Below are 22,225 nucleotides of genomic sequence, written 5' to 3'. Positions count from 1 at the left end.
CTTAGCGTTTTTTTAGGACTTATCATGAATCTGATCGTGATCGTGCTTAGCCTCCTGTTGGAGCGAGGTTTAGGGCATTACCAACATTTACGTCGCTTAGCTTGGCTGGGTGGGTATCGTCGTTTTGTGTTCAGTTTTATTCCCCGTAAAAAACGCAATGGTATTGGCGCCGTGCTCGCACTCTTATTGCCTATATTTATTACTATGTTGGTGATCCAAATTACGCTGTGGGCGTGGTTTGGTTTATTAGCGTATGGTTTGTTTGCCTTAGTGTTGGGCGTGGTCGTGGTGACCTACTGTTTAGGGCCGGAAATTTTTAATGAATTAGTCGATGACTATTTATATGCGCGTGAACGTGTTGATGTTAATCGTACGCGCAGCGTGGGCGAAATATTATTAGGCAAAAGTGTGCCTGATTCTTTGTTGGAACAAGATCGTGCGATTGCATTAGCCGTATTTAGAGAATGCAACACGCGCATTTTTGGCGTGTTGTTTTGGTATTTGGTATTAGGGCCAGCCGGTGCTTTGTTGTTCCGCGTGAGCGCGGCCATCATGCATGAAGCGCGTCGTGAACAAAGTAATTTACAAGCAGCGGCGCAAAAGATTTTTGGCTTATTGGGTTGGATTCCTGCGCGCATCACGGCCATGGGCTTTTTCTTGGCCGGTAGTTTTGAAGATGCTGTTGATGGCTGGCGGCGTGCGCGTGTCGGTGATCAAGATTGGCATCAACAAAATGAGCGCTTGTTAGCCAAAACTGGCGCTGCTGCTATGCAACATGAAGTTGAAGACATTGTGTTAGATGATGAAACCACCGATGAAGAAACTTTGTACTGGGTGCGTGCTGCACGTGGCTTAGTATTACGCACCTTAGTTGTATGGTTGGTGGGTATTGCCTTGATGACCTTGGGTGGTTGGACGGGTTGGGGCTTTAAATAAATAATCTCGAATAGCGCTGTGGTGATGGATGACAGCGCTGTTCTGTTATCACAACGCTGTTATCGCAATACTAGGATGACTGTTCTGCTGGTTCAACTGCGCTAATTAATTCTTCTTTGCCATAAAACTTCACGCCCCGCGCAATAATGTCACGATCATTTTCTTTGCGCCATTTGTTGGTGTCGCGCAAAGAATAAATGCAGCCGCAATATTCTTGTTGATAAAACTGCTCACGTTTCGACAACTCAATCATGCGTTGCGCGCCGCCGTCTTTGCGCCAGTTATAAGTCCAATAATCCAGCAATGGATAACGCACGGCAGCACGTTCACCGCTGCCATTAATTTGATTCATATCTTTCCAACGTGAAATTCCTAAACTGCTGGTGAATACTTTGAAACCATGTTCATGCGCATATAAAGCGGTACGTTCAAAACGCATATCAAAACAAGCCGTGCAGCGCTCGCCGCGTTCGGGTTCCCATTCCAAACCTTTGACGCGTTCGAACCAATTATCGGTGTCGTAATCGGCATCAATAAACGGAATATCAAAACGTTCGGCGTAACGAATATTTTCTTGTTTGCGCAATTCATATTCTGCGCTGGGGTGAATGTTTGGATTGTAGAAAAAAATGGTTAATTGCAAGCCCGCCGCACGCATGGCATCCATGACTTCACCAGCACACGGAGCGCAACAAGAATGCAGTAACACATTGGTTTCGCCATTCGGCGGAATCAAGTGAGGGCGTTCGTAGTTGTCCAGTGAATAAGGATTGTTATTGCTCATGGGATTATCGTTTGGGTTGCAAGACAAGAACGGCAAGTTTAGTCAGGCCCAAGCTTAGATGCCAGTCCGATGAGGTCTTTTTATAGGCTTTTTTGAGGCATAATGCGCCCCATCCGATTATTTCGTGTCCGAGGACCGTTTCATGGCCAGTCTTTTTTTGAGCACCGCAATTGCCGCCGCGCGCGCGGCACAGCAAGTGATCAATCATTATTATCAATCGAATTTACAAGTGACGATCAAATCCGATCAAAGCCCCGTGACGATTGCCGATGTTGAATCGGAAAAAGTCATCAAGTCCATCATTCATGCGGCGTTCCCCGATCATGGTTTTTACGGTGAAGAAACCGGCCAAGAAAATATGCAGGCGGATTATTTATGGTTGATTGATCCCATTGATGGCACTAAAAGTTTTGTGCGTCGTTATCCGATGTTTTCTACGCAGATTGCATTGATGCACAAAGGTGAATTAATTTTAGGCGTGTCAAATGCGCCTGCCTTTGGCGAAATGGCGTGGGCCGAAAAGGGCACAGGCGCTTATTTAAATGGTGCGCCGATTCGCGTCAGTGACGTACGCGCGATTAAGAACGCAACACTATCAACCGGCAACATCGCAACCTTAGCGCGATCGCCCAGTTGGGGACGTTTAGGTCAATTAATTAATCAAGTGCATCGCATTCGCGGTTATGGCGATTTTTTGCATTACCATTTATTAGCAGCGGGCAAAATTGATTTAGTCGTTGAATCAGATGTGAATATTTTAGACATTGCCGCGCTCAGCGTAATTATAAAAGAAGCCGGTGGCGTGTTTACCGATCTTGAAGGTCAAGCGTTGAATTTAGCTACGCGCAGTGTATTAAGTAGTAATAGCGTCGCGTTACATCGTGAAGTGTTGGCGCGGTTAAATTTTAAACCGGTTTGAATTAGCGGATTCAAACGATAACTACTGTTGTTAAAGTTTAAAAGCGAAAGCGTTCTCTTATTTTAGCGTTCAGCGCAAAGGCTTACTGTTCATTCGCCCAGTCGACATTACGTACAAATATCGTATTTGCAGACTCAAGGTTTTGGGTAACATCTTTACTGCACTGGAGGTTGATGCGCTTGCCAGCACTTGTAAATACACCAACGCCACTTGATATCTCTACTTCTTCTCGTGGAACCCCGTCAATTTTGCTCACCTCTGTCCAATAAACTTCGTACTTATTGCTTCCAACGTAAAATGTAAGATTGTATTCAAGATAGCCCGCTTCTTTGCCGTATTGTCTGTCGAAGGAAAACTGACTGTTCTTGATATGGTTCTTTTTTGGGAAGACTAATTCGGCTTTGCCAATGTTGCCGAAGGTGTATTGAAGGTATTGTTCTTGCTCATCTGAGTTTTCTGTTCCGATTTTGCAAACGGAAACGACTTTATTGGAATTTTCGAGGTGACAGTTGAAGATGACCAGTGCCTCATCTTTGCAATGAGTGTCGAACGAGAATGCCCAACTACAGTAAGCAACGAGACATAAGATGGTGCAACGTAAAAATTGTTTCGTCATGTGAAAGCTCCCTTGTAAGTGAGCGACAGTAATCTCATCTGGCGTAGTGCAACATATTAAAGGCAGAATCACTTCCTTTCAAAAATAAGGAAACGTTTTGATTTTGCTTTTCATTATGCCGCAAGCCTACGGTATTGGGGTTTTCTAATTCAATCTCTAAACACAAAACCCCACATAGAGGGCTTTGTTGTTTTTATTTTAACTAAATGTAAAACCTTTTTGAAGTTACCACACCATGACTGATGTTGTTTAAGGTAATCTAAAAAAATGTTGCGCCGTAGCGGTGGTTTCATTCGCCACTTGCAACGGTGTTTTGTTGACTAACCGGGCTACCGTATTGCAAATGTGTAATAAATGCATGGGTTCATTGCGTCGTGATTTGGGTTTTGGTTTTAAATCACGCGGTAATAAATACGGTGCGTCGGTTTCTATCATTAAACGATCAGCCGGTACTTGCTGAATAAACTCATGTAAATGATGACCGCGTCGATCATCACAAATCCAACCCGTAATGCCAATGTACGCTTCTAACTCTAAATACGTTTGCAGCTGTGATTCTACGCCGGTAAAACAATGCACTACGTAATCGACTAAATCTTTTTTATAACGCTCGAGGATTTTTGCAAAATCATCGTGTGCATCGCGTTCGTGTAAAAAAACCGGTTTCGCTAATTTGCAGGCTAATTCTAATTGGGCTTCGAACGCATAACGTTGTTGATCGCGTGGTGAAAAATCGCGGTTGTAATCTAAGCCGCATTCACCTAATGCAACAACTTTAGGGTCTTTTGCTAATTCTTGTAATTGCGCGAGGGTAGTGCGTGAAAAATGTTGCGCTTCATGCGGATGTAAACCGGCGGTGGCAAATAAATCATCGTGTTGTTGAGCGAGCGCTAAAGCAGCTTGACTGCCGGGCAATGATGCGCCGGTGATAATAAATGCACTGACATGTTGGGCGCGTGCACGTGTTAATACTTCGTTTAAATCAACTTGAAATGATTCATGGGTTAAATTAGCGCCAATATCAATAAGTTGCATAGCGGTATCAGAAGCGGAGTGCATGTAGTTGCGGTCGATGGTAAACGTTAAAATTTATTTAAGGCTTTTAATACATCGCGGCGACTAATTTGGCCGACCAGTTTGCCCTGATCTAGTACCGGATAACGGCGATATTGTTTGTTATAAAACAAAGTTGCAATTTCAATGATCCCCGTATCCACATCAACTGTTTCCACCTGCGGTGACATATATTCTTTGACTAAGCCAGCTTTGTCGCCGTGATAACTGGCACCGAGCGCCACGCGCATACAATCTTTTTCTGACAAAATGCCGACAATGTTACCGGTGGCATCTAAGACGCAAGCACCGGAAATATTTTTGTCGATGAGCGTGCGCATCGCGGCCATGATTTCCATGTCGGGTGAAAAAGTTACTAATTGTGTTGCCATGTAGTCACGTACGGTAATGTCCATTAATTCCATTTGATGGGTACCTCACGAATAGAGTCGGAGTTAGTGGTTTGTTGCGCAAGTGCTTTGCGTCGACGTTCGCAAGGAGTTTCGCAAATATCACACGCACTTTCTAAACCTTCAATGGTATTTAATCCGCCACAACTGCCTTTGATGCGGCGATCACTGATAATGACACCAATGGCCATGCCTATCACAGCAAGCCCAATGATGACAAAACTGGCGAAAAATAAATTCATGTTGACCTAATAGTGTGGGTGTTAACTATTTAATGTGTTGCTAGATAGTGGTTATAAGTGCTGCTACGTTGTTCAATGAAGCCACCATCCTGCTTAATTATAAACAATGCTGCAAGTTTTTCTTGTTCGGCAACCGCTAAACCGGCTTTGGGGCCGAGCACCATCAGTGCCGTGGCCCAGCCGTCTGCCCAAGTGCAGCTTTCATGTAAGACAGTCACCGATGCTAAATTATGGTTAATGGGATAACCGGTAGCAGGATCGATGGTATGTGAATAACGGCGGCTTTCATATTCAAAATAAGTGCGATAGTCGCCCGAAGTATTCACCGCAGTACGGGTAACTGCAATGATAGTTTCAATTTCGCGAGTGAGCGCCAGCGGTTTTTCAATCGCAATTTGCCAGGCTTGTTGTTGCGGATTGCGACCAGCAACGCGCAATTCACCGCCTACTTCAACCATGTAATTGTGTATTTGCACTGTTTCTAAATGCGCCGCAATTTTATCGACTGCATAACCGGAGGCGATGCCGGATAAATCAAGATATAAAGTGGGCTCGATTTTACGTAGGGCCGGTGGATTATTTTGTAATAATAATTTTTGATAACCGATGCGTTTTTTTAAATTCTGAATTAAATGTTCGGCGGGTGGTTTAACAATTGTTTGCGCGGCACCAAAGCCCCATAAATTTACTAAGGGCCCGACGGTAATATCAAATGCGCCGTTGCTTTTAGCACTAATAGTTTTCGCGGTATGAATAATTTCAAATAAATCAGCTGGAATAGTTTGCCATTGTGTACTGTGACTGTTGTTAAATTTACTTAATACAGAGTCTTGGCGATAGGTCGACATTAAGAAATCAATTCTTTGTAGAATGGCCTCAATATCTTTTTGTAATGCCGCTTGATCGAGATTAGCGGGTGGTTGAGCAATCGTAATGTGATACGTGGTGCCCATGGTTGGGCCACTTAACACCAGCGGTTGTGTAGGTTGGCAAGCACTTAAGAGTAGAGTTACGCATGCAACATTCAGCCATAAAAAAATATTCACACAGTGCTGTTGTAAGCTACAAAAAAATGTTTTCAGTGTACGGCGTACACGATGCCTTGGTTTAGCCACCGAAATCATCAAGCATAATATTTTCGCGTTCAACACCTAAGTCTAACAACATGCGAATGCAGGCGGCGTTCATCACCGGTGGACCACACATGTAATATTCTGCGTCTTCCGGTGCCGAATGGTTTTTTAAATATTTTTCATATAAGACGTTATGAATAAAGCCTTTGTGCCCAGTCCAATGATCTTCTGGTAAGGCGTCCGATAACGCGACGTGCCAGGTGAAGTTAGGATTTTCTGCTGCCAGCATGTCAAAGTCTTCGACATAAAACATTTCTTTTTTGCTGCGTGCGCCATACCAGAAAGTAATTTTACGTTTGGTTTTGATGCGACGTAGTTGATCAAAAATATGCGAGCGCATTGGAGCCATGCCGGCACCGCCGCCGATGAAAATCATTTCTGCTTCGGTTTCACGCGCAAAGAAATCACCGAATGGCCCTGCGATGGTGACGTCTGCGCCAGGTTTTAAATCAAAAACATACGACGACATTTTGCCTGGTGGAATATCGTTGGTGCCGGGTGGTGGGGTAGCGATACGCACGTTTAACATGATGATGCCGTGTTCTTCCGGATAACTCGCCATTGAATAAGCTCGCATCACCGGTTCTTTGCATACCGATTCGTAGCGCCACATATTGAAGCGATCCCAGTCTTCACGAAAACGGGTTTTAACATTGAAGTCAGCAAATTTTACATGATGCGGCGGAGATTCAATTTGGATGTAACCACCGGCGCGGAAATTAACATGTTCGCCTGCGGGTAATTCCAAAACTAATTCTTTGATGAAGGTTGCAACATTGTCATTAGAACGAACTTTGCATTGCCATTTTTTGATGCCGAATACTTCTTCTGGCACTTGAATATCCATGTCTTGCTTAACGGTGATTTGGCAAGACAAACGATTACATTCACGCGCTTCGCGTTTGCTGATGTGATTGAGTTCGGTAGGTAAAATTGCACCGCCACCTTCAAACACTTTAACGCGACATTGACCGCAAGTGCCGCCACCGCCGCATGCAGAGGCCACGTATAAACCAGCATCAGCAAGTGCGCCCATCAGTTTGCCGCCGACCGGTGTTTCAATGGTTTTTTCGCCATTAATTTTAACTTTAACCGTGCCGGTAGAAACCAGCCGTGCTTTGGCGAGTAAAATCACACCGACTAAACCGATGATAATAATCGTGAAAAAACTAACGCCCAAACCGATGTCTAACATTTGAATTCCTTAAAAAACTCAATCATGTATGGCAAATACATAGACGATTTATAGTTGCACACCAGAGAATGACATGAATGCCATGGCCATTAAACCTGCGGTGATAAAAGTGATACCTAAACCTTGTAAACCAGAAGGGATGTCGCTGTATTTTAGTTTTTCGCGTATACCCGCTAAAGACACAATCGCCAATGCCCAACCTAAGCCGCTGCCAAAACCATACACTAAACTTTGATCAAAACTGTAATCACGTTCTACCATAAATAATGAACCGCCTAAGATTGCGCAATTAACACTAATCAACGGCAAGAAAATTCCTAAGGAGTTATAAAGTGCTGGGAAGAAACGATCTAAAATCATTTCTAAAATTTGTACTATGGCCGCGATCACGCCCATGTAACTGATTAAGCCAAGAAAACTTAAGTCTGTTTGGGATAATCCTGCCCAAGCTAATGCACCATCTTTTAATACAAATTGAAATAATAAATTATTTATCGGCACGGTAATTGATTGCACGACGACGACCGCAATTCCTAAGCCGATGGCAGTGCCAATTTTTTTCGAGACAGCTAAAAAGGTACACATGCCTAAAAAGAAAGATAAGGCCATGTTTTCGACAAACACGGCACGCAGTAACAAACTTAAATGCGCTTCCATTTATGCGTGCTCCTGCGATGTGTCATTGTGAATGCGATAATCTTGCGCTTCTACTTGTTCGGGTTTGTAAGTACGTAAACCCCAAATAAATAAACCAATAATAAAAAATGCGCTAGGTGGCAATAACATTAAACCAACAGGATGAAACCAACCACCAGCGGATGCGAGCGGCAAAATAGGATAGTTTAATAAACTACCCGAACCTAATAACTCGCGAACGACACCGACCGATAGCAAAATTAAGCTATAACCCAAACCATTACCAATGCCATCCCAAAAACTAAGAATGGGGCCATTTTTCATCGCGTAACCTTCTGCTCGACCTAACACAATGCAGTTAGTGATAATCAAACCGACGAAGACCGAAAGTTCTTTGCTCAGTGCGTAGGCATAAGCGCGTAAAAATTGATCTACCACAATAACCAGCGAGGCAATGATGGTGAGTTGCACAATAATACGGATACTGCTCGGAATATGATGGCGAATTAAGCTGATGAAAAAACTAGAGAAGGCGGTGACTAAGGTTAAGCCGATACTCATTGTAATAGCGGTATCTAATGAGCTGGTAACCGCTAATGCAGAACAAATGCCGAGTACTTGTAAAGTAATCGGATTATTTTTAACTAACGGTTCAAAAATAACTTTGTTTACAGAATCACTCATAAGATTTGCTCCTGCGTGTTAATAGCAGCGGTGGTGGGAATAGCTTGAGCATTTTTTAAGCGGTGCAGATAAGGTCCAAAACCTTGTTCGCCTAACCAAAATTTCACTAAATTGGAAACGCCCAAACTGGTGATGGTTGCGCCAGCAAGACCATCCACTTTGTGTGTTGCATCGGATGTTTGTGCATCAACTGTTCCTTTAATAACACGAATTGCGGGTTGGTTATTTGCATCAAAGGCTTGTTTGCCGCGCCATAAAGCTTTCCATGTGGGGTTATCCACTTCGCCACCTAAGCCCGGTGTTTCAGCATGTTCGTAAAAACTAATGCCATAAATAGTATGCAGATCAGCTTCGAGCGCGAGAAAGCCATGCAACGTTGACCATAAGCCGTAACCAGAAATGGGTAAGATGATATTGGTTAATTCACCTTGAGCATTGCGAATTAGATATACCACTGTTTGTGCAGGTGTATTTTTGATGTTGGCAATGTCTTGCGCTGGCGTTAAGTGAATATTATGAGCAGGATCTTTGGCTTGTTTGCGCGGATCAAACGTATTGGGATCTACAGTATCAACATATTCGCCGGTTTTTAGATCAACAACTTTTGCTTCGACGTATTCAGCAAACAGCGCATCAACACTTTTGCCTTGATTTAATAAATTCGCGACGGACAAAATATTTTTTTGTTTATCGAGTAATTTATTTTTTTGTTGTAATGGCTTGAGCAGTACCGCCGCACTGGCGACGACCACGGAGCAAACCAAACACAGAATTAGCGCAACGCCCAGTGTTCTAGCGGTGCTGTCATTTGAATTAGCCATGCAATGTCCTGTTTAGCAATATCACGCTTTAATAGTGGTACGTTGTTGGCGGCGGCGAATGTTAGCGCGCACCACAAAATGATCAATTGAAGGGGCAAATAAATTAGCGAATAAAATCGCGAGCATCATGCCTTCGGGATACGCAGGATTAATAACGCGTATCATGATGCACATAAAACCAATCAAGGCACCGAAAATCCAGCGACCTGTATTGGTCATTGCGGCACTGACCGGATCGGTTGCCATATAAATCATTCCGAACGCGTAACCGCCAATGACTAAATGCCAATACCACGGCATCGCAAACATCGGATTGCTTGCGCTGCCAATCCAATTAAAAAATAAAACTGTTGTGATCATGCCCAGCATGACGCCTAAAATAATTCGATACGACGCGATACCGGTATAAACCAAAAACGCGCCGCCAATTAAGCAGGCTAACGTAGACGTTTCGCCCATCGAGCCCGGAATAAAACCAATGAACGCATCCCACCACGTTATATGTTGTTGAACACCCGTCAGTCCTTGTAATTTGGCGATGCCTAATGCGGTGGCGCCGCTGAAACCATCTACTGCCACCCAAACTGCATCGCCAGATTGATAGGCCGGATATGCAAAATATAAAAATGCCCGGCCAGCCAGCGCGGGATTAAGAAAGTTTTTGCCGGTACCACCAAACACTTCTTTGGCTAACACCACACCAAAACTAATGCCCATCGCTACTTGCCATAACGGCGTAGTGGCCGGCAGCGTTAAGGCAAATAAAATCGACGTGACAAAAAAGCCTTCATTGATTTCATGACGACGTACGGTGGCGAATAAGACCTCCCAACATCCGCCGACGGCGAATGTCACTATATATATGGGTAAGAAATACAGCGCACCGTGAATAAAATTGTCGACGAAGCTTTGAGGGTTGTAGCCCACGCCAACACTGGCCAATAGACTCAAAATATCACCGCGCCAGCCACTGGCGTGTTCCAACCCCAGTTGTGCCATGGCGAGATTATTTTGTAGGCCCGTATTCCAGCACGCCATAAATGCACACGGCCATGCGGCTAGCCAGACAAAAGTCATAATCCGTTTTAAATCAATGGCATCGCGTGCATGGGGTGCTTGGCGCGTGACATCGGCTGGGGTGTATAAAAAAGTATCAATGGCTTCATAGAGTGGGTACCACTTATGCCATTTGCCACCTTTATCCACATGCGGATGAATACTATCCAGCAGCTTGCGCAATTTAGAGGGTTTGTTAGAAGGCTGGTTAGAAGAGTGGGATGAAGAAGAATGCATGGTCATCGGTTAGCCTTCTTGTTCTATTTGATTCAGATTAGCGCGTAACGCCACGCCATAATGATATTTTGATGAAGACACAAAGCTGCATAAGGCTAAATCTTCTTCATCCAATTCTAAGCAACCCAAGGCTTGCGCGGTGTCACTGTCTTGAACGACCAGCGCGCGGAGTAATTGCGTCGGTAAAATATCTAACGGCATCACTTTTTCATAATTACCAATCGGCACCATGGCCCGCGGGCTGCCATTGGTAGAGGTATTGAGCACAAAATTCGGTTTGCTCAAAAGTGCCACAAGGTGTGCGGCAAAAGCGCGGATTGCAGAAAAACGCCGGGGGCCGGGTTTGATCCAACCCAAAAACTCGCGTTCGCGACCTTCGGCTAAGGCACTGATTTGTAAATGAAAACGTCCTAAATACCCCGCCCAATTAACGGCCATCCGGCCACTTAGAATAGAGCCCGACACTAAACGGGTTTCGCCCAGATGCAACTGTTGCTGGGTTAATTCGTTGATATTGGCGCCTAATTGCGTGCGCAGTAAACGTGGTTTTTGCACTTGTGGGCCACCTAGGGCGACGATGCGTTCAGTCCACAAGTAACCCGTTGCAAATAATTTTCCGATCGCGATAACGTCTTGATAGTCCAAATGCCACACAGTACTGGTCGCACTGACCGGCGCTAAGAAATGAATATGGGTACCGACCAAACCGGCAGGATGCGGCCCTGCAAATTGCTCATTGACGATGCGTTCATGCTCAGGAACGGTTAACGGTGTCGTGCTGCTGCAAACATACACGGTGCCAGTAGTCAGTTTGCTGAGAATAGTTAAGCCATGAGTAAACGCTTCAGATTGTTCGGCAATGATGAGTTGCGGATCTGCTGCACCGGGATTGGTGTCGATAGCGGTCACAAAAATCGCATCCGCGTCGCTGCCGGGGAGAGGCGTTTTGCTATAAGGACGCGTGCGCAGCGCCGTCCATAAACCACTGTCTAATAATAAAGCTTCAACTTGTGGGCGCGTCAGCGTGTTGAGTTCCGCTGCAGAAAAGCGGGTAAATTCAATAGCATTAACACTTTGATGATCACATTCGATGATCACCGCTTGCAACACGCGCTGTGCCCCGCGCTGGATTTTTTTCACTATGCCACTGGCCGGTGCAGTGAATTTAATGGCCGGATATTTTTTATCGGTAAATAATACTTGCCCGAGTTTTACCTGTTCACCTTCTGAGACCAGCAACGTAGGTTTCATGCCGAGATAATCTGCACCTAAAACCGCAACACTATTGATAGTAGGGGCAGGATAGATACGCTGTTCTGGCATACCGCTCAGAGGCAAATCTAGACCGCGTTTAATTTTGATCGTCATAGTCGATAATGGCCAAGAAATAGGGACGCGAGCGTCTTGTTCACAGGGTTGAGCAACATCAATGCAGCACAACGACTGCCAATGCTTACCAAAGATATTTCACCGTGGCGATTGGCGAGCTGATTATAAAGAGATAACGTCGGATGTACCAAGAGAGCGTGAATAAAATCTCATCCGCAACGTTTAATAAGCAGCATTTGGGGATTACGCTGAATATCGTGTATGAAAACACTATACTATTGCCGCTATGATGGACTCTGACATTCGCGAACAGTTACAAAAGCTTCACATTGAGCATCAAGAGCTCGATGCTGTGATTGCACGCCTGGTAGAAAATATCAGCATGGATCATTTGCAGCTGCAACGTCTTAAAAAGAAAAAACTCTATCTTAAAGATACTATTGCGCGCTTAGAAAGTAAGCTCATTCCTGATTATCTTGCGTAACACACTATTCATATGCCCTTAACACCTCCCGTAGAACGCGAAGCCCTGCACACTCGTCGCGTCGAATGTCATGGTTATCGTCGGCATGATGGCTTATGGGATATCGAAGGTCATCTTGTTGATACTAAAACTTATCCTTTCCCGAATCGTTGGCGCGGTGATGTTGTGGCTGGCGAGCCCGTGCATGAAATGTGGTTGCGTGTCACCATTGACGATGAAATGTTAATTCATGATGCGCAAGCATCTACCGAGTTTTCACCGTTTGAGATGTGTGCGGACATTACACCCGCGTATCAACAATTGATTGGTGTACGCATAGGCCCCGGCTGGACGCGTATCATTAAAGAAAAACTCGGCGGTATCAAAGGTTGCACGCACTTAGGGGAATTATTACGACCGATTGCAACCGCTGCATATCAAACATTAGCCGCACGTAAACGTTATATGACAGAAGCGCAGCGGCAAGCGTGGGAAGATCCCGAACGTAGACCTATGGTTTTAAAAACCTGTCATGCGTATGCTGAAGATAGCGCGGTAGTAAAAACGTTTTATCCCTTGTTTTATAAGCCACCGGCTTAATTATTTTAAATAGCCTTCTATTTTTCTTTAGGTTGTTTTTGTTTAGATTGGCGCGGCTTCGCTAATTTATATAAATGGGGTTCGGTTTCTTTGGTTTTATTTAATTTTTCCTCGACCGCTGTGTTTTTTGCCCATTCTTCTAATGCTTGCCACAATGTCTTACCTTGCCATGACGCTTGTTGCGCACCAAAACGTGCGGCTTGTAATTCATCAAAAGCAGAATGCACCGCTGGATCTTGAAGCTGTGTTTGTAATTGTTCCAAATTCGTAATGTTCTCATGCGGCCAACGTGCGGCTGCCCATTGCAACAAACGATGATACGTTTGTTCCGCGTCATGACGAGTACACGCTTGTTGTAAACGACGCCACGCATCACGATCATTACCAGATTTAAAAACGTAGGGCGATGACGTGTCATTTTGTTGCGCGGTACTGCGACGAGCCCAATAAAATCGGTAAAACCCAATGATCGTGACAAGCCATAACACCGCAAAAGCAATGCTAGCAATTTTCCAACGTTGATCAGTATTTTTCACCGGTGTAGGCGTTGCTGCAATCGGAGTTGCATCATTGTTAATAGCATTAGCAGCGGCCGCTACCACAATAGTGCGTGCGGGTATTGTTGAAGTTTCGGTTTGTTTACTACTGCTGTTCCACCACGTGACGCTGATTGCAGGTAACGTAAATTCGCCGGCTGTTAATGGTACTAAGGCCAAACTTTCAGTGCGCGTACCGGTGACACCATTGTCACGATTTTTATTATTAAGTTTGGCTTGGTCTGGATACGTTTTGAAATCGTCAGACAACACGCTGGTTAAACTCGGTAATTGAGCGGCCATTAAACCGCGCGCGTTCAGCGTGATAGTGCGAGTGATGGGTTCGCCTACTTTAAAAATCGGTGGATCAATTGACCAATGTTCATCTAATGATATTTTTTCTGCGGGCAACCAAGGATTTTGGTTAGCAAGTGCTGCTAGCACATTTAATTTAATTGCATTGCTACTTAAGCGAATGGCTTGGGTGCTTTGGCCAAAAGGATCAAAATAAGCAGAACGTTGGCGCACCGCAACCATTTGTCCCGTTAACGTGACGGGTGGAATTTCAATCGTGCCGGTGCTTTGTGGAAATAAAACAAAACGACGCTCGGTAACTAAGTAACGCGTGTTGTTGCGTAATTGTTCGTATTCTTTGTCATTGCCTAAATATTGCACCAAGGTGTCATTGGCAATTGGATTTGTCAGTTGGCCGTTGATAGTAGTGGCGCGAAATACACGCAAGGTATAAAGCACCTGTTGTTGCACATAAGGATTTTTATTATCAACGCTGGCTTCTAAAAAAACATTACTGGCAGTGGTGACGTTATTGCTTTGAGCATTACTGTTAGGATCAACAAAGCCCGCATTGGGTGCGGCTTTTGAAGCGCCCGCTTGAATGTTTAATGTAATGCTAGGACTTTTATCATTACCAAATGTTATAGCAGGTACGGTAATGCTGCCCGTACGTCCGGCTAAAACGGTGAGATTGTACGTTTTAGTTTGGGTGGTTTCGCCGTTAATCCATTGAAAACTACTGGATTGACCAGTCGCTAAAATATCAAAATATTTTTTGAGTGGTGAAAAGTCAGGCTTGCCACTGGCTGCACCTTTAACTTCAAAAATTAATTGAAAGGCTTCACTGGCGTATAACTCGTCTCGATCCGCGCTGACGTTAATTTCAGCCGCTTGAGCGAGTGTTGCCAACAGTAAGATAAAGCCTAATAAATATTTAACTGTGTATCTCACCATTGCTGTGCTTCCGTTGTATCTTCATCACGTTGTTTATATTGATATAAAAATTTACGTCGTAACAAACCGCCTGGATCATCAGGCACACGTTGCAGCCATTGTTCCATATTTTTTTCTTGTTCGCTGTTAGATTCATCATTGCTACCCATAGCGTTGGGTTTTTTGTTAGTTTCTTGCTGCTGTGCTGGGCTCTGTTCAGCGGCAGAATTATCTTTTTCAGGCTTGGGTGGTTCATTAGCGCGCGGCATGTCTTGCGCATTAGCCGCATCTTGTTTGGCCTTTTCATTAGCATCTTTAGAGTTTTTGTTTTGCTGGTCTGATGAATCCGATTTTTGTTGATCAGTTTTATCTTTAGATTGATCTGGTGATTGATTGTTGGATTGATTTTGAGATTTATTACTGGATGAGTCAGATTGATCTTGCGATGATTCACCTTTATCACCGGATTGGTTTTGATCATCACTCTCTTGTGACTGATCTGATGAGTCAGAAGAAGGTGAGTCTGATTTGTTTTGTTCTTGATCTAATAGCGCAAAATTATATTTAGCGTCTGTGTGTTTGGGGTCATGTTGCAATGCTTTTTTGTAAGCGCTGCGCGCTTTTTCAAGCTCACCTAATTTTACCCAAGCATTGCCTTGGTTGTACCAGCTATCGGCAGTGTCGTGTTGCGACCACGCTTGTTGCGCTTGTTGGTAATCACCTGCGCGATAATAAGCGCTGCCTTGCCAATTTTTATCATTAAACGTTTTTGCTGCGTCTTGATATTGTTGTGCTTGATAAGCATTAAGCGCGCGTTGATCTTGATTGCGGAAAATATTTTTCCAATCAGACATTTCTGCCGCATAGCTGTCAGGTGTAGGCAATAACAAACATGCCAGCAAACATAAAGTTAAAGCGCCACGTCGAAATGCAAATAAAGCCAGCGGCAACACTAACCACAATAACCAGGGACCTTCATCACGCCAGCGATCGACTTGACGATCAATTTTTGTTGAATTTTTTTCATCAGGTAAACGCGCATCGCTTAATACGTGATTAAGATCGCTATCGTCTAGCGTCAGCGCGTGATAAGAACCATCACCTGCGCGAGCTAGAGATTTTAAATTGTCGCTGTTTAAACGCGCAACAATAATACCGCCATTGCGTTCTCTTAAAAAGCCACCGCCGATATCAGGAATAGGCGCACCATCTTCAGTGCCGATACCGAGTATAGACATACGATGTCCCGCTGCACGTACTGCGGCAATACTGTCATCGATATCGTGTTCAATGCCATCGGTGATAAGTAAGACTTGACCCTGTTGTATGCCGCTGTTGTGTAATAAGTTTATCGCTTGTTGAAGCGCAAGATCGGGTCGACTGCCTTGTGCCGGCATGATGCTTGGATCTAAAGTTTCTAAATGCGCCAAGATGGTAGCCGTATCCGTCGTCAGCGGTGTTACTGCATAACTTTGGGCGGCATACACTAACAAAGCCGTTTGACCTTCACGACGTTGACGCAATAAATCGGTGAGTTTCATTTTTGCGCGAATTAAACGTGAAGGTTTTACGTCTTGCGCCAGCATTGAACGTGATAAGTCTAATACGACGACCAAGGCTGCGCGATTTTGGTAAACCGGTTGCGGTAATTTCACCCACGCTGGACCTGCAAGTGCCGCAGAAATTACGAAGCTTGCAAATAACAACATATATAAAGGCCAGCGTTGATTATTGCTACTGTTGCCTTTTAATACATGTTTTTGTAATTCGGGCGACACCCATTCACGCCATAAGCTTTTGGGTAAATGATTGAACCACCACAAACAAATGATGATCCATAAAATAGGTATCGCAAGCAGCCACCATGGCTGTTGCCAATGCAAACTGTTTAATTGCGCTAAGTTCATTATGCTATTCATCGTTTTACCCAGCCGCTGATTAATTGTATGAACATAATTAATGCGCAACAGGTGAGGGCAAATAATAAAGGCCAGCGAAATAAAGTATCTTGAGGTCGATACACGGTTTTGTTTTGTGCGGCAGGTTCTAACTGATCGATAATGGCATAAATTTTTTCTAACTCCGCCGTATCGCGTGCGCGAAAATAACGGCCGCCCGTAGTGTTAGCAATGTCAGTCAAAGTTTTTTCATCTATATCAGTATTGGTTTTTTGTAATACCATGCCAAACAATGATTGACGCATAGCGCTATCGGAACCAATGCCCACACTATAAATAGTAACGCCTGCTTGTTGCGCAAGTTCAGCGGCTTTTTGTGGCGATAACATGCCGGCCGTGTTAGCGCCATCGGTCATTAAAATTAACACTTTATCTTTTACATCTGCGGCGCGTAAACGTTTTACGCCTAATCCAATAGCATCACCAATAGCGGTGCTGGGACCCGCTAAACCTAAAGCGGCTTCATCGAGTAGTTGGGTTACGGTGAGACGATCAAAAGTAAGCGGTGCTTGCAAATAAGCTTGTTCACCAAACAAAATTAAACCGATGCGATCACCTTCGCGACGTTTAATAAAATCGGCCGCCACTGCTTTGGCGGCGGCTAAGCGTGGCACGGTGCGATTACCTAAGACAAAATCTTCTTCAGACATGCTGTTAGATAAATCCACCGCTAACAAAAGATCACGACCCGTAATCGGCAATTCAATTTCGTCACCAATCCACATAGGGCGTGCTAAAGCACTTAACAAACCCAACCACGCCAGTGTTGCAAGAATTAATAACCAATTTGCACGCGCAGGTGTTTTAAGTAGTTGGTGGTTGGTGAGCGCATTAAAAAAGGGAACTTTTAACGCTTGCTCATTGCGCGCTTGGCTAGGTAATAAGTAATACGCTAATAAGGGTAATGGGGTTAAACAAAACACCCAAGGCCATTCAATCGTCAACATGACGTTGATCCTTGTTTATGTGTTTATTCGAGTGTTTGTTTGGGTTTTTTTTGTTTTTAGTTTTTTTATGCTGTGCGGTCGAGTCTACAAGTTGTTGCCATTGTTCACACAGTAATAAAAAGTGTTCTGCTTGCTCCTTGCGAATATTGGGTTGATACGCGAGTTGTAGAATATCCGCTTGCTTAAATAAATCAGCGCCACTCGCTGCATCTAAGGCTTTTGCAAAAGCTGTATTAGTTAATTGCGCAGCGGTAGCATTGCGAAGCATTAATTGCTGACGCAGCCAGGCGGATAGTTGTTGTACTAAACGGGTAGCATCTTGATGTTCAGCGTATTGCAGGCGTAAATCATTTAACGACAAAGCTTGTAAGCGATGACGGCGTTGCCACCATTTATAAATAAAATAGGCAATTAATAATGCGCACAAAATTAATAATACCCACCAAACAGGTGCGAGCGGCCAAAACGAAACATCAGTGGGTGTATGAATATCACGAATCGCTAAAGTTGAATTCATTAACGATAACCTTGCCAAAAAGGCCTTAACATTTGCGCAGCATCATCTTCGGTGCTGATTTGTAAAAAGCTCAAGCCTAATTGTTTGCTAAGCGCCGCAATATTTTGATAAGGCGCTAATACTTTTTCCGAGGCGCTGACAAATTCGGCTTGACGATTACCGTCAGTGACACGATAACGACCGGCGGGTAATTCGCCGCGTTCGATCGGATCTAATATTTGAATCGCGGTGACATCCGCATGTGCGCACAAACGCGCTAATAAAGGTTTGTGTTGTGCATTAAATTCATAAAAATCGCTGAGTAAATAAATACGACTGCCGGTAGGCGCGACATTTTGCAAGCGTCGTAGTGCATTGCTAATGTTATCGCCGTTAGAGTGGTGCATGTTGGTGATGGGTTCATTATCTAATGCAACTAAGCGATTTATAAATTGTAATACTGCGCTGCGTCCAGCACGCGGTTTTATTTCCATATGTTGATGATTATTAAATAGCAAAGCGCCTAAACGATCACCTTGAAAATGCGTAGCCCACGCTAACATTGCGGCTAATTCGGCAGCGGCAACTGATTTAAAACGGCGACGTGTTGCAAAGTGCATGTTGTCACGCAAATCTACCCACAACAGTATCGGTTGCTCGCGTTCTTCGCGAAACACTTTGGTGTGCGCCCGGCCACTGCGCGCCATCACTTTCCAATCGAGTGCGCGTACATCATCACCGGGTTGATACGGCCGCGATTCTTCAAACTCCATACCGCGACCTTTAATGCGTGACAGATACGCGCCATTTTGTGATGCGCTAGCGCGCAACGGTTGCCGATGCCAATAACGTACATGGTCAGCCGCTTGAATCAGCTGCGTCGCATGAATGCTGGTAATGCCATCCGTGTCTAATTGAATAGAAGTTTGCATAGGAGCTTGTATATTAATGGTCACGAAATAAAAATTAAGGCGCAGGTACGCGTTGTAACAATTGCGTAATAATAGTATCCGTGGTTTTGCCATCCGCTTCTGCTTCGAAGCTAATCCCGATGCGATGTCGTAAAACATCGGGTGCTAATTGTTGAATGTCATCCGGTGTAACGTAATCACGACCAGCTAACCACGCATGTGCACGTGCGCAACGATCTAAAGCAATCGTGCCACGTGGACTTGCGCCATATTGCAAACAGTTTGCTAAATCAGCACCGTAACTATCGGGAGTGCGAGTTGCTAACACCAGTTCTAATAAATAGTCTTCAACATTTTCTGCCATATGCACCGTCATGATGGCTTTGCGTGCGGCGAGTAAATTGGCCTGTGATAAACGTGGCTTAATGACACTGCTGATTTCGCTGACAGCTTCGCGGCGTGCTAACGCTAAAATAGCGCGTTCGGTGCTTGCTTCTGGATAACCAATGCGCACATGTAATAAAAAACGATCTAATTGAGCTTCCGGTAAAGGATACGTGCCTTCTTGTTCTAATGGATTTTGGGTTGCCATAACTAAAAATAATTTCGGTAATGGATACGTTTTAGCGCCGACGGTGATTTGGCGTTCGCCCATGGCTTCGAGTAAAGCGGATTGAACTTTTGCGGGTGCACGATTAATTTCATCCGCGAGTAATAAATTATGAAATAAAGGTCCTGCTTGAAATTGAAAGCTGCCATCTTGCGGGCGGTAAATATCGGTGCCGGTTAAATCGGCGGGTAACAAATCGGGGGTAAATTGCACACGGTGAAAATCGGCTTCAATGCCGGCGCTTAAGGTTTTGATGGCGCGTGTTTTTGCTAAACCGGGCGCACCTTCGACTAATAAATGGCCATCGGCTAAGACCGCGATCAGCAAACGATTAACTAATAGTTCTTGGCCTAAGATTTCGGAAGCGACAAATTGTTGCAAAGATTGAAACTGTTGATGCAAAGACATAAGACATTCCGTTGGTTATTAGTAGGCTGCGAAAGTGTAAAGGCTTTTCTGTCCCGAGGTAAGCGGGCAGGCCAGCATCGGCATAGATCAGCGTCGTTATAAATCAAGCGTCGTTATAGATATAATTTGGTTGGCAGAGTTCAAGATTGCCCGCCAGAATTTTTTTTTAGCGCCGCATAATAAAGATAGCCGTTACTAAAAGTGAGCTAGCGTAAATCATGGTCTGATCTTTTCAGTCGCCAGACACAGATCCTGCTCAAACCGCTATAATGCCAGCTTCGCAGGAGAATCACCCCATGACCTTGGCATTAAGTATCAGCGGTTTGAAAAAAACCTATGGCAATCAGTTTGAAGCACTAAAAGGCATCGACTTAGAAATTCCACAAGGTGATTTTTTTGCACTGCTGGGCCCTAATGGCGCGGGCAAATCCACCACCATCGGCATTATTACTTCATTAGTAAACAAAACCGCCGGCAAAGTTAGCGTGTTTGGTCATGATATTGACAGTGAACCATCACTAGCAAAAAAAATGATTGGGCTGGTGCCACAAGAATTTAATTTTAATATGTTTGAGAAGCCGATTGATATTGTGCTGAATCAAGCCGGTTATTACGGCTTATCGCGCTCTGTCGCTCGCGAACATGCGGAATATTATTTAAAAGAATTAAGTTTGTGGGATAAACGCAATGGCCCCGCCCGTTTTTTATCCGGTGGTATGAAGCGGCGTTTAATGATTGCGCGGGCTTTAGTGCATCAACCTAAATTATTAATTTTGGACGAGCCTACGGCGGGTGTTGATATTGAACTGCGGCGCAGCATGTGGGATTTTTTGACGCGCATTAATAAACAAGGCACCACTATTATTTTGACGACGCATTATTTAGAAGAAGCAGAAAATTTATGCCGCAATGTCGCCATTATTGATCACGGCCTGTTGGTAGAAAATACTAGCGTGAGGAATTTATTAGGTAAATTAAATGCAGAAACATTTGTGTTGTATACCCGTGAAGCGATAACCCAACTGCCGTCTATTGCAGGGTTTGTGTTACAGCAAGTCGATGAAACCACTTTAGAAGTCGAAATTAACAAACAACAAGATTTAAACACGGTATTTGCGGCGCTATCAGTCGCCGGTATTCATATCGCGAGCATGCGCAATAAAACCAATCGACTTGAAGAATTATTTCTACGATTAACCAGCGATACAAAACCTAAAATGAGCTTGGCATCATGAATCCACAAGAACAATTTGTTGCATTCCAGACAATCTTTTATAAAGAAATAAAACGGTTTCTGCGTATCTGGTCGCAAACTATTTTGCCGCCTGTTATTACCACGGTGTTATATTTTTTAATTTTTGGCACTTTGATCGGTGGACGCATTGGCGAAATCGAAGGTTTTAGTTACATGCAATACATCGTGCCTGGTTTAATTATGATGTCAGTGATTACTAATTCTTATTCGAATGTCGTTTCGTCATTTTATGGCGCTAAGTTTGCCAAAGCGATTGAAGAAATGCTGGTGTCGCCTATGCCTAATTACATCATCGTGGCGGGTTATGTAGCGGGCGGTGTTGCGCGTGGTCTGTGTGTGGGATTTGTCGTGACCGTGGTGGCTTTGTTTTTCACAGATTTACATCTTGAGCATATCGTATTAACCATGAGCATTGTTTTGCTGACTTCCATTTTGTTTTCACTGGCGGGTTTATTAAATGGTTTATTCGCAAATAGTTTTGATGAAGTAAATATTATTCCGACCTTTGTATTGACCCCGCTCACTTACTTGGGCGGCGTTTTTTATTCAGTCAATATGCTGCCGGATTTTTGGCGCAATGTGTCTTTTGCTAATCCGATTTTATATATGGTGAATGGCTTTCGTTACGGCATTCTGGGCGTTTCGGATATCGATCCTGCATTGTCCTTAGTCATTATCAGCATCGTTGTAGTAGGTTTTTTCTGTTTGGCCATGTGGTGTTTGAATCGTGGTAAAGGCATTCGTCACTAAGTTTAATTATAGT

General features: G+C 44.2%; 24 protein-coding genes. 6 read left to right on the top strand and 18 right to left on the bottom strand.

Going from position 1 to position 22,225, the window contains the following annotated elements; translation table 11 throughout:
- Nucleotides 1-24 precede the first annotated feature (24 nt).
- Nucleotides 25-936 carry a regulatory signaling modulator protein AmpE gene (gene ampE / locus H0W44_08550; protein MBA3582482.1) on the top strand — a complete coding sequence of 304 codons (912 nt, stop codon included), beginning with the start codon at nucleotides 25-27 and terminating at the stop codon, nucleotides 934-936.
- Between the two features lie 70 nt (nucleotides 937-1,006).
- On the opposite strand, the gene H0W44_08545 is transcribed toward ampE, so the two are convergent.
- Entirely contained in the window at nucleotides 1,007-1,720 is a 714-nt protein-coding gene (locus H0W44_08545) for an epoxyqueuosine reductase QueH (protein MBA3582481.1), read from the bottom strand.
- A gap of 142 nt (nucleotides 1,721-1,862) precedes the next feature.
- Here H0W44_08545 and H0W44_08540 point away from each other — a divergent pair, with 142 nt between their 5' ends.
- Complete coding sequence (locus tag H0W44_08540; GenBank protein MBA3582480.1) at nucleotides 1,863-2,639, top strand: inositol-phosphate phosphatase; 777 nt, start codon at nucleotides 1,863-1,865, stop codon at nucleotides 2,637-2,639.
- An 82-nt stretch (nucleotides 2,640-2,721) separates the two neighbouring features.
- On the opposite strand, the gene H0W44_08535 is transcribed toward H0W44_08540, so the two are convergent.
- The 11 genes from H0W44_08535 to H0W44_08485 form a co-directional block, all read right to left on the bottom strand.
- Nucleotides 2,722-3,255, bottom strand: a complete 534-nt coding sequence (locus H0W44_08535; GenBank protein ID MBA3582479.1) for a hypothetical protein — start codon at nucleotides 3,253-3,255, stop codon at nucleotides 2,722-2,724.
- 249 nt (nucleotides 3,256-3,504) lie between these two features.
- The gene (locus H0W44_08530) at nucleotides 3,505-4,290 is read right to left on the bottom strand and encodes a TatD family hydrolase (GenBank protein ID MBA3582478.1); all 786 of its coding nucleotides are present in this window, start codon (nucleotides 4,288-4,290) and stop codon (nucleotides 3,505-3,507) included.
- Nucleotides 4,291-4,337: 47 nt separating this feature from the next.
- A complete protein-coding gene (locus H0W44_08525; GenBank protein ID MBA3582477.1) occupies nucleotides 4,338-4,724 on the bottom strand; it encodes a CBS domain-containing protein in 387 nt (128 codons plus the stop codon).
- Nucleotides 4,724-4,960 (bottom strand): (Na+)-NQR maturation NqrM, encoded by a 237-nt coding sequence (gene nqrM, locus H0W44_08520; GenBank protein MBA3582476.1) that lies wholly within the window; start codon nucleotides 4,958-4,960, stop codon nucleotides 4,724-4,726. Before nqrM ends, H0W44_08525 begins: the two co-directional genes overlap by 1 nt.
- Nucleotides 4,961-4,989: 29 nt before the next feature.
- Nucleotides 4,990-6,006, bottom strand: coding sequence for an FAD:protein FMN transferase (locus H0W44_08515; protein MBA3582475.1), 1,017 nt, complete (start codon nucleotides 6,004-6,006; stop codon nucleotides 4,990-4,992).
- Between the two features lie 61 nt (nucleotides 6,007-6,067).
- Complete coding sequence (locus tag H0W44_08510) at nucleotides 6,068-7,288, bottom strand: NADH:ubiquinone reductase (Na(+)-transporting) subunit F (protein MBA3582474.1); 1,221 nt, start codon at nucleotides 7,286-7,288, stop codon at nucleotides 6,068-6,070.
- A 48-nt stretch (nucleotides 7,289-7,336) separates the two neighbouring features.
- Complete coding sequence (gene nqrE / locus H0W44_08505; protein ID MBA3582473.1) at nucleotides 7,337-7,945, bottom strand: NADH:ubiquinone reductase (Na(+)-transporting) subunit E; 609 nt, start codon at nucleotides 7,943-7,945, stop codon at nucleotides 7,337-7,339.
- Nucleotides 7,946-8,608, bottom strand: a complete 663-nt coding sequence (locus tag H0W44_08500; GenBank protein ID MBA3582472.1) for an NADH:ubiquinone reductase (Na(+)-transporting) subunit D — start codon at nucleotides 8,606-8,608, stop codon at nucleotides 7,946-7,948.
- The gene (locus H0W44_08495) at nucleotides 8,605-9,429 is read right to left on the bottom strand and encodes a Na(+)-translocating NADH-quinone reductase subunit C (protein MBA3582471.1); all 825 of its coding nucleotides are present in this window, start codon (nucleotides 9,427-9,429) and stop codon (nucleotides 8,605-8,607) included. The genes H0W44_08500 and H0W44_08495 overlap by 4 nt, the downstream gene beginning before the upstream one ends.
- 21 nt (nucleotides 9,430-9,450) lie before the next feature.
- Nucleotides 9,451-10,722 (bottom strand): NADH:ubiquinone reductase (Na(+)-transporting) subunit B, encoded by a 1,272-nt coding sequence (locus H0W44_08490; GenBank protein MBA3582470.1) that lies wholly within the window; start codon nucleotides 10,720-10,722, stop codon nucleotides 9,451-9,453.
- Nucleotides 10,723-10,731: 9 nt separating this feature from the next.
- Nucleotides 10,732-12,090: a Na(+)-translocating NADH-quinone reductase subunit A gene (locus H0W44_08485; GenBank protein MBA3582469.1), complete on the bottom strand. Its 1,359-nt coding sequence runs from the start codon at nucleotides 12,088-12,090 to the stop codon at nucleotides 10,732-10,734.
- A 247-nt stretch (nucleotides 12,091-12,337) separates the two neighbouring features.
- Here H0W44_08485 and H0W44_08480 point away from each other — a divergent pair, with 247 nt between their 5' ends.
- Together H0W44_08480 and H0W44_08475 are read left to right on the top strand one after the other, a co-directional pair.
- Nucleotides 12,338-12,535, top strand: coding sequence for a DUF465 domain-containing protein (locus H0W44_08480; GenBank protein ID MBA3582468.1), 198 nt, complete (start codon nucleotides 12,338-12,340; stop codon nucleotides 12,533-12,535).
- Between the two features lie 12 nt (nucleotides 12,536-12,547).
- Nucleotides 12,548-13,114 carry a DUF2889 domain-containing protein gene (locus tag H0W44_08475; protein ID MBA3582467.1) on the top strand — a complete coding sequence of 189 codons (567 nt, stop codon included), beginning with the start codon at nucleotides 12,548-12,550 and terminating at the stop codon, nucleotides 13,112-13,114.
- A 17-nt stretch (nucleotides 13,115-13,131) separates the two neighbouring features.
- Here the strand turns inward: H0W44_08475 and H0W44_08470 are convergent, their stop codons facing one another.
- Genes H0W44_08470 through H0W44_08445 form a run of 6 tightly spaced genes read right to left on the bottom strand, consistent with a single transcriptional unit; the run spans nucleotide 13,132 to nucleotide 20,207 of the window.
- Nucleotides 13,132-14,898 carry a protein BatD gene (locus H0W44_08470; GenBank protein MBA3582466.1) on the bottom strand — a complete coding sequence of 589 codons (1,767 nt, stop codon included), beginning with the start codon at nucleotides 14,896-14,898 and terminating at the stop codon, nucleotides 13,132-13,134.
- Complete coding sequence (locus tag H0W44_08465; protein MBA3582465.1) at nucleotides 14,892-16,784, bottom strand: VWA domain-containing protein; 1,893 nt, start codon at nucleotides 16,782-16,784, stop codon at nucleotides 14,892-14,894. The genes H0W44_08470 and H0W44_08465 overlap by 7 nt, the downstream gene beginning before the upstream one ends.
- Nucleotides 16,785-16,792: 8 nt before the next feature.
- Complete coding sequence (locus tag H0W44_08460) at nucleotides 16,793-17,782, bottom strand: VWA domain-containing protein (protein ID MBA3582464.1); 990 nt, start codon at nucleotides 17,780-17,782, stop codon at nucleotides 16,793-16,795.
- Entirely contained in the window at nucleotides 17,769-18,299 is a 531-nt protein-coding gene (locus H0W44_08455) for a DUF4381 domain-containing protein (GenBank protein ID MBA3582463.1), read from the bottom strand. Before H0W44_08455 ends, H0W44_08460 begins: the two co-directional genes overlap by 14 nt.
- On the bottom strand, nucleotides 18,299-19,210 hold the full coding sequence (locus H0W44_08450; GenBank protein ID MBA3582462.1) for a DUF58 domain-containing protein: 912 nt from the start codon (nucleotides 19,208-19,210) through the stop codon (nucleotides 18,299-18,301). The genes H0W44_08455 and H0W44_08450 overlap by 1 nt, the downstream gene beginning before the upstream one ends.
- 34 nt (nucleotides 19,211-19,244) lie before the next feature.
- Nucleotides 19,245-20,207 (bottom strand): MoxR family ATPase, encoded by a 963-nt coding sequence (locus H0W44_08445; protein ID MBA3582461.1) that lies wholly within the window; start codon nucleotides 20,205-20,207, stop codon nucleotides 19,245-19,247.
- Nucleotides 20,208-20,503: 296 nt separating this feature from the next.
- On the opposite strand from H0W44_08445, the gene H0W44_08440 reads away from it, so the two are divergent.
- Nucleotides 20,504-21,442, top strand: coding sequence for an ABC transporter ATP-binding protein (locus H0W44_08440; protein ID MBA3582460.1), 939 nt, complete (start codon nucleotides 20,504-20,506; stop codon nucleotides 21,440-21,442).
- Entirely contained in the window at nucleotides 21,439-22,212 is a 774-nt protein-coding gene (locus H0W44_08435; protein ID MBA3582459.1) for an ABC transporter permease, read from the top strand. The genes H0W44_08440 and H0W44_08435 overlap by 4 nt, the downstream gene beginning before the upstream one ends.
- The last annotated feature ends 13 nt before the right edge of the window (nucleotides 22,213-22,225 follow it).

The sequence above is a fragment of the Gammaproteobacteria bacterium genome (assembly GCA_013817245.1).
GTDB lineage: Bacteria > Pseudomonadota > Gammaproteobacteria > HTCC5015 > HTCC5015 > JACDDA01.
Note: the sequence above shows the minus strand (reverse complement) of the source record. Positions and strands in the feature narration are given on the sequence as shown.

What these genes read in the sequence shown, in the direction of transcription:
- H0W44_08490 (MBA3582470.1), bottom strand. Translation starts at nt 10,722, where the DNA reads ATGCATTCTTCTTCATCCCACTCTTCTAACCAGCCTTCTAACAAACCC.
- ampE (MBA3582482.1), top strand. Translation starts at nt 25, where the DNA reads ATGAATCTGATCGTGATCGTGCTTAGCCTCCTGTTGGAGCGAGGTTTA.
- H0W44_08495 (MBA3582471.1), bottom strand. Translation starts at nt 9,429, where the DNA reads ATGGCTAATTCAAATGACAGCACCGCTAGAACACTGGGCGTTGCGCTA.
- nqrM (MBA3582476.1), bottom strand. Translation starts at nt 4,960, where the DNA reads ATGAATTTATTTTTCGCCAGTTTTGTCATCATTGGGCTTGCTGTGATA.
- H0W44_08510 (MBA3582474.1), bottom strand. Translation starts at nt 7,288, where the DNA reads ATGTTAGACATCGGTTTGGGCGTTAGTTTTTTCACGATTATTATCATC.
- H0W44_08455 (MBA3582463.1), bottom strand. Translation starts at nt 18,299, where the DNA reads ATGAATTCAACTTTAGCGATTCGTGATATTCATACACCCACTGATGTT.
- H0W44_08545 (MBA3582481.1), bottom strand. Translation starts at nt 1,720, where the DNA reads ATGAGCAATAACAATCCTTATTCACTGGACAACTACGAACGCCCTCAC.
- H0W44_08480 (MBA3582468.1), top strand. Translation starts at nt 12,338, where the DNA reads ATGATGGACTCTGACATTCGCGAACAGTTACAAAAGCTTCACATTGAG.
- H0W44_08500 (MBA3582472.1), bottom strand. Translation starts at nt 8,608, where the DNA reads ATGAGTGATTCTGTAAACAAAGTTATTTTTGAACCGTTAGTTAAAAAT.
- H0W44_08460 (MBA3582464.1), bottom strand. Translation starts at nt 17,782, where the DNA reads ATGTTGACGATTGAATGGCCTTGGGTGTTTTGTTTAACCCCATTACCC.
- nqrE (MBA3582473.1), bottom strand. Translation starts at nt 7,945, where the DNA reads ATGGAAGCGCATTTAAGTTTGTTACTGCGTGCCGTGTTTGTCGAAAAC.
- H0W44_08485 (MBA3582469.1), bottom strand. Translation starts at nt 12,090, where the DNA reads ATGACGATCAAAATTAAACGCGGTCTAGATTTGCCTCTGAGCGGTATG.
- H0W44_08475 (MBA3582467.1), top strand. Translation starts at nt 12,548, where the DNA reads ATGCCCTTAACACCTCCCGTAGAACGCGAAGCCCTGCACACTCGTCGC.
- H0W44_08465 (MBA3582465.1), bottom strand. Translation starts at nt 16,784, where the DNA reads ATGAACTTAGCGCAATTAAACAGTTTGCATTGGCAACAGCCATGGTGG.
- H0W44_08540 (MBA3582480.1), top strand. Translation starts at nt 1,863, where the DNA reads ATGGCCAGTCTTTTTTTGAGCACCGCAATTGCCGCCGCGCGCGCGGCA.
- H0W44_08450 (MBA3582462.1), bottom strand. Translation starts at nt 19,210, where the DNA reads ATGCAAACTTCTATTCAATTAGACACGGATGGCATTACCAGCATTCAT.
- H0W44_08525 (MBA3582477.1), bottom strand. Translation starts at nt 4,724, where the DNA reads ATGGACATTACCGTACGTGACTACATGGCAACACAATTAGTAACTTTT.
- H0W44_08530 (MBA3582478.1), bottom strand. Translation starts at nt 4,290, where the DNA reads ATGCAACTTATTGATATTGGCGCTAATTTAACCCATGAATCATTTCAA.
- H0W44_08440 (MBA3582460.1), top strand. Translation starts at nt 20,504, where the DNA reads ATGACCTTGGCATTAAGTATCAGCGGTTTGAAAAAAACCTATGGCAAT.
- H0W44_08435 (MBA3582459.1), top strand. Translation starts at nt 21,439, where the DNA reads ATGAATCCACAAGAACAATTTGTTGCATTCCAGACAATCTTTTATAAA.
- H0W44_08535 (MBA3582479.1), bottom strand. Translation starts at nt 3,255, where the DNA reads ATGACGAAACAATTTTTACGTTGCACCATCTTATGTCTCGTTGCTTAC.
- H0W44_08445 (MBA3582461.1), bottom strand. Translation starts at nt 20,207, where the DNA reads ATGTCTTTGCATCAACAGTTTCAATCTTTGCAACAATTTGTCGCTTCC.
- H0W44_08470 (MBA3582466.1), bottom strand. Translation starts at nt 14,898, where the DNA reads ATGGTGAGATACACAGTTAAATATTTATTAGGCTTTATCTTACTGTTG.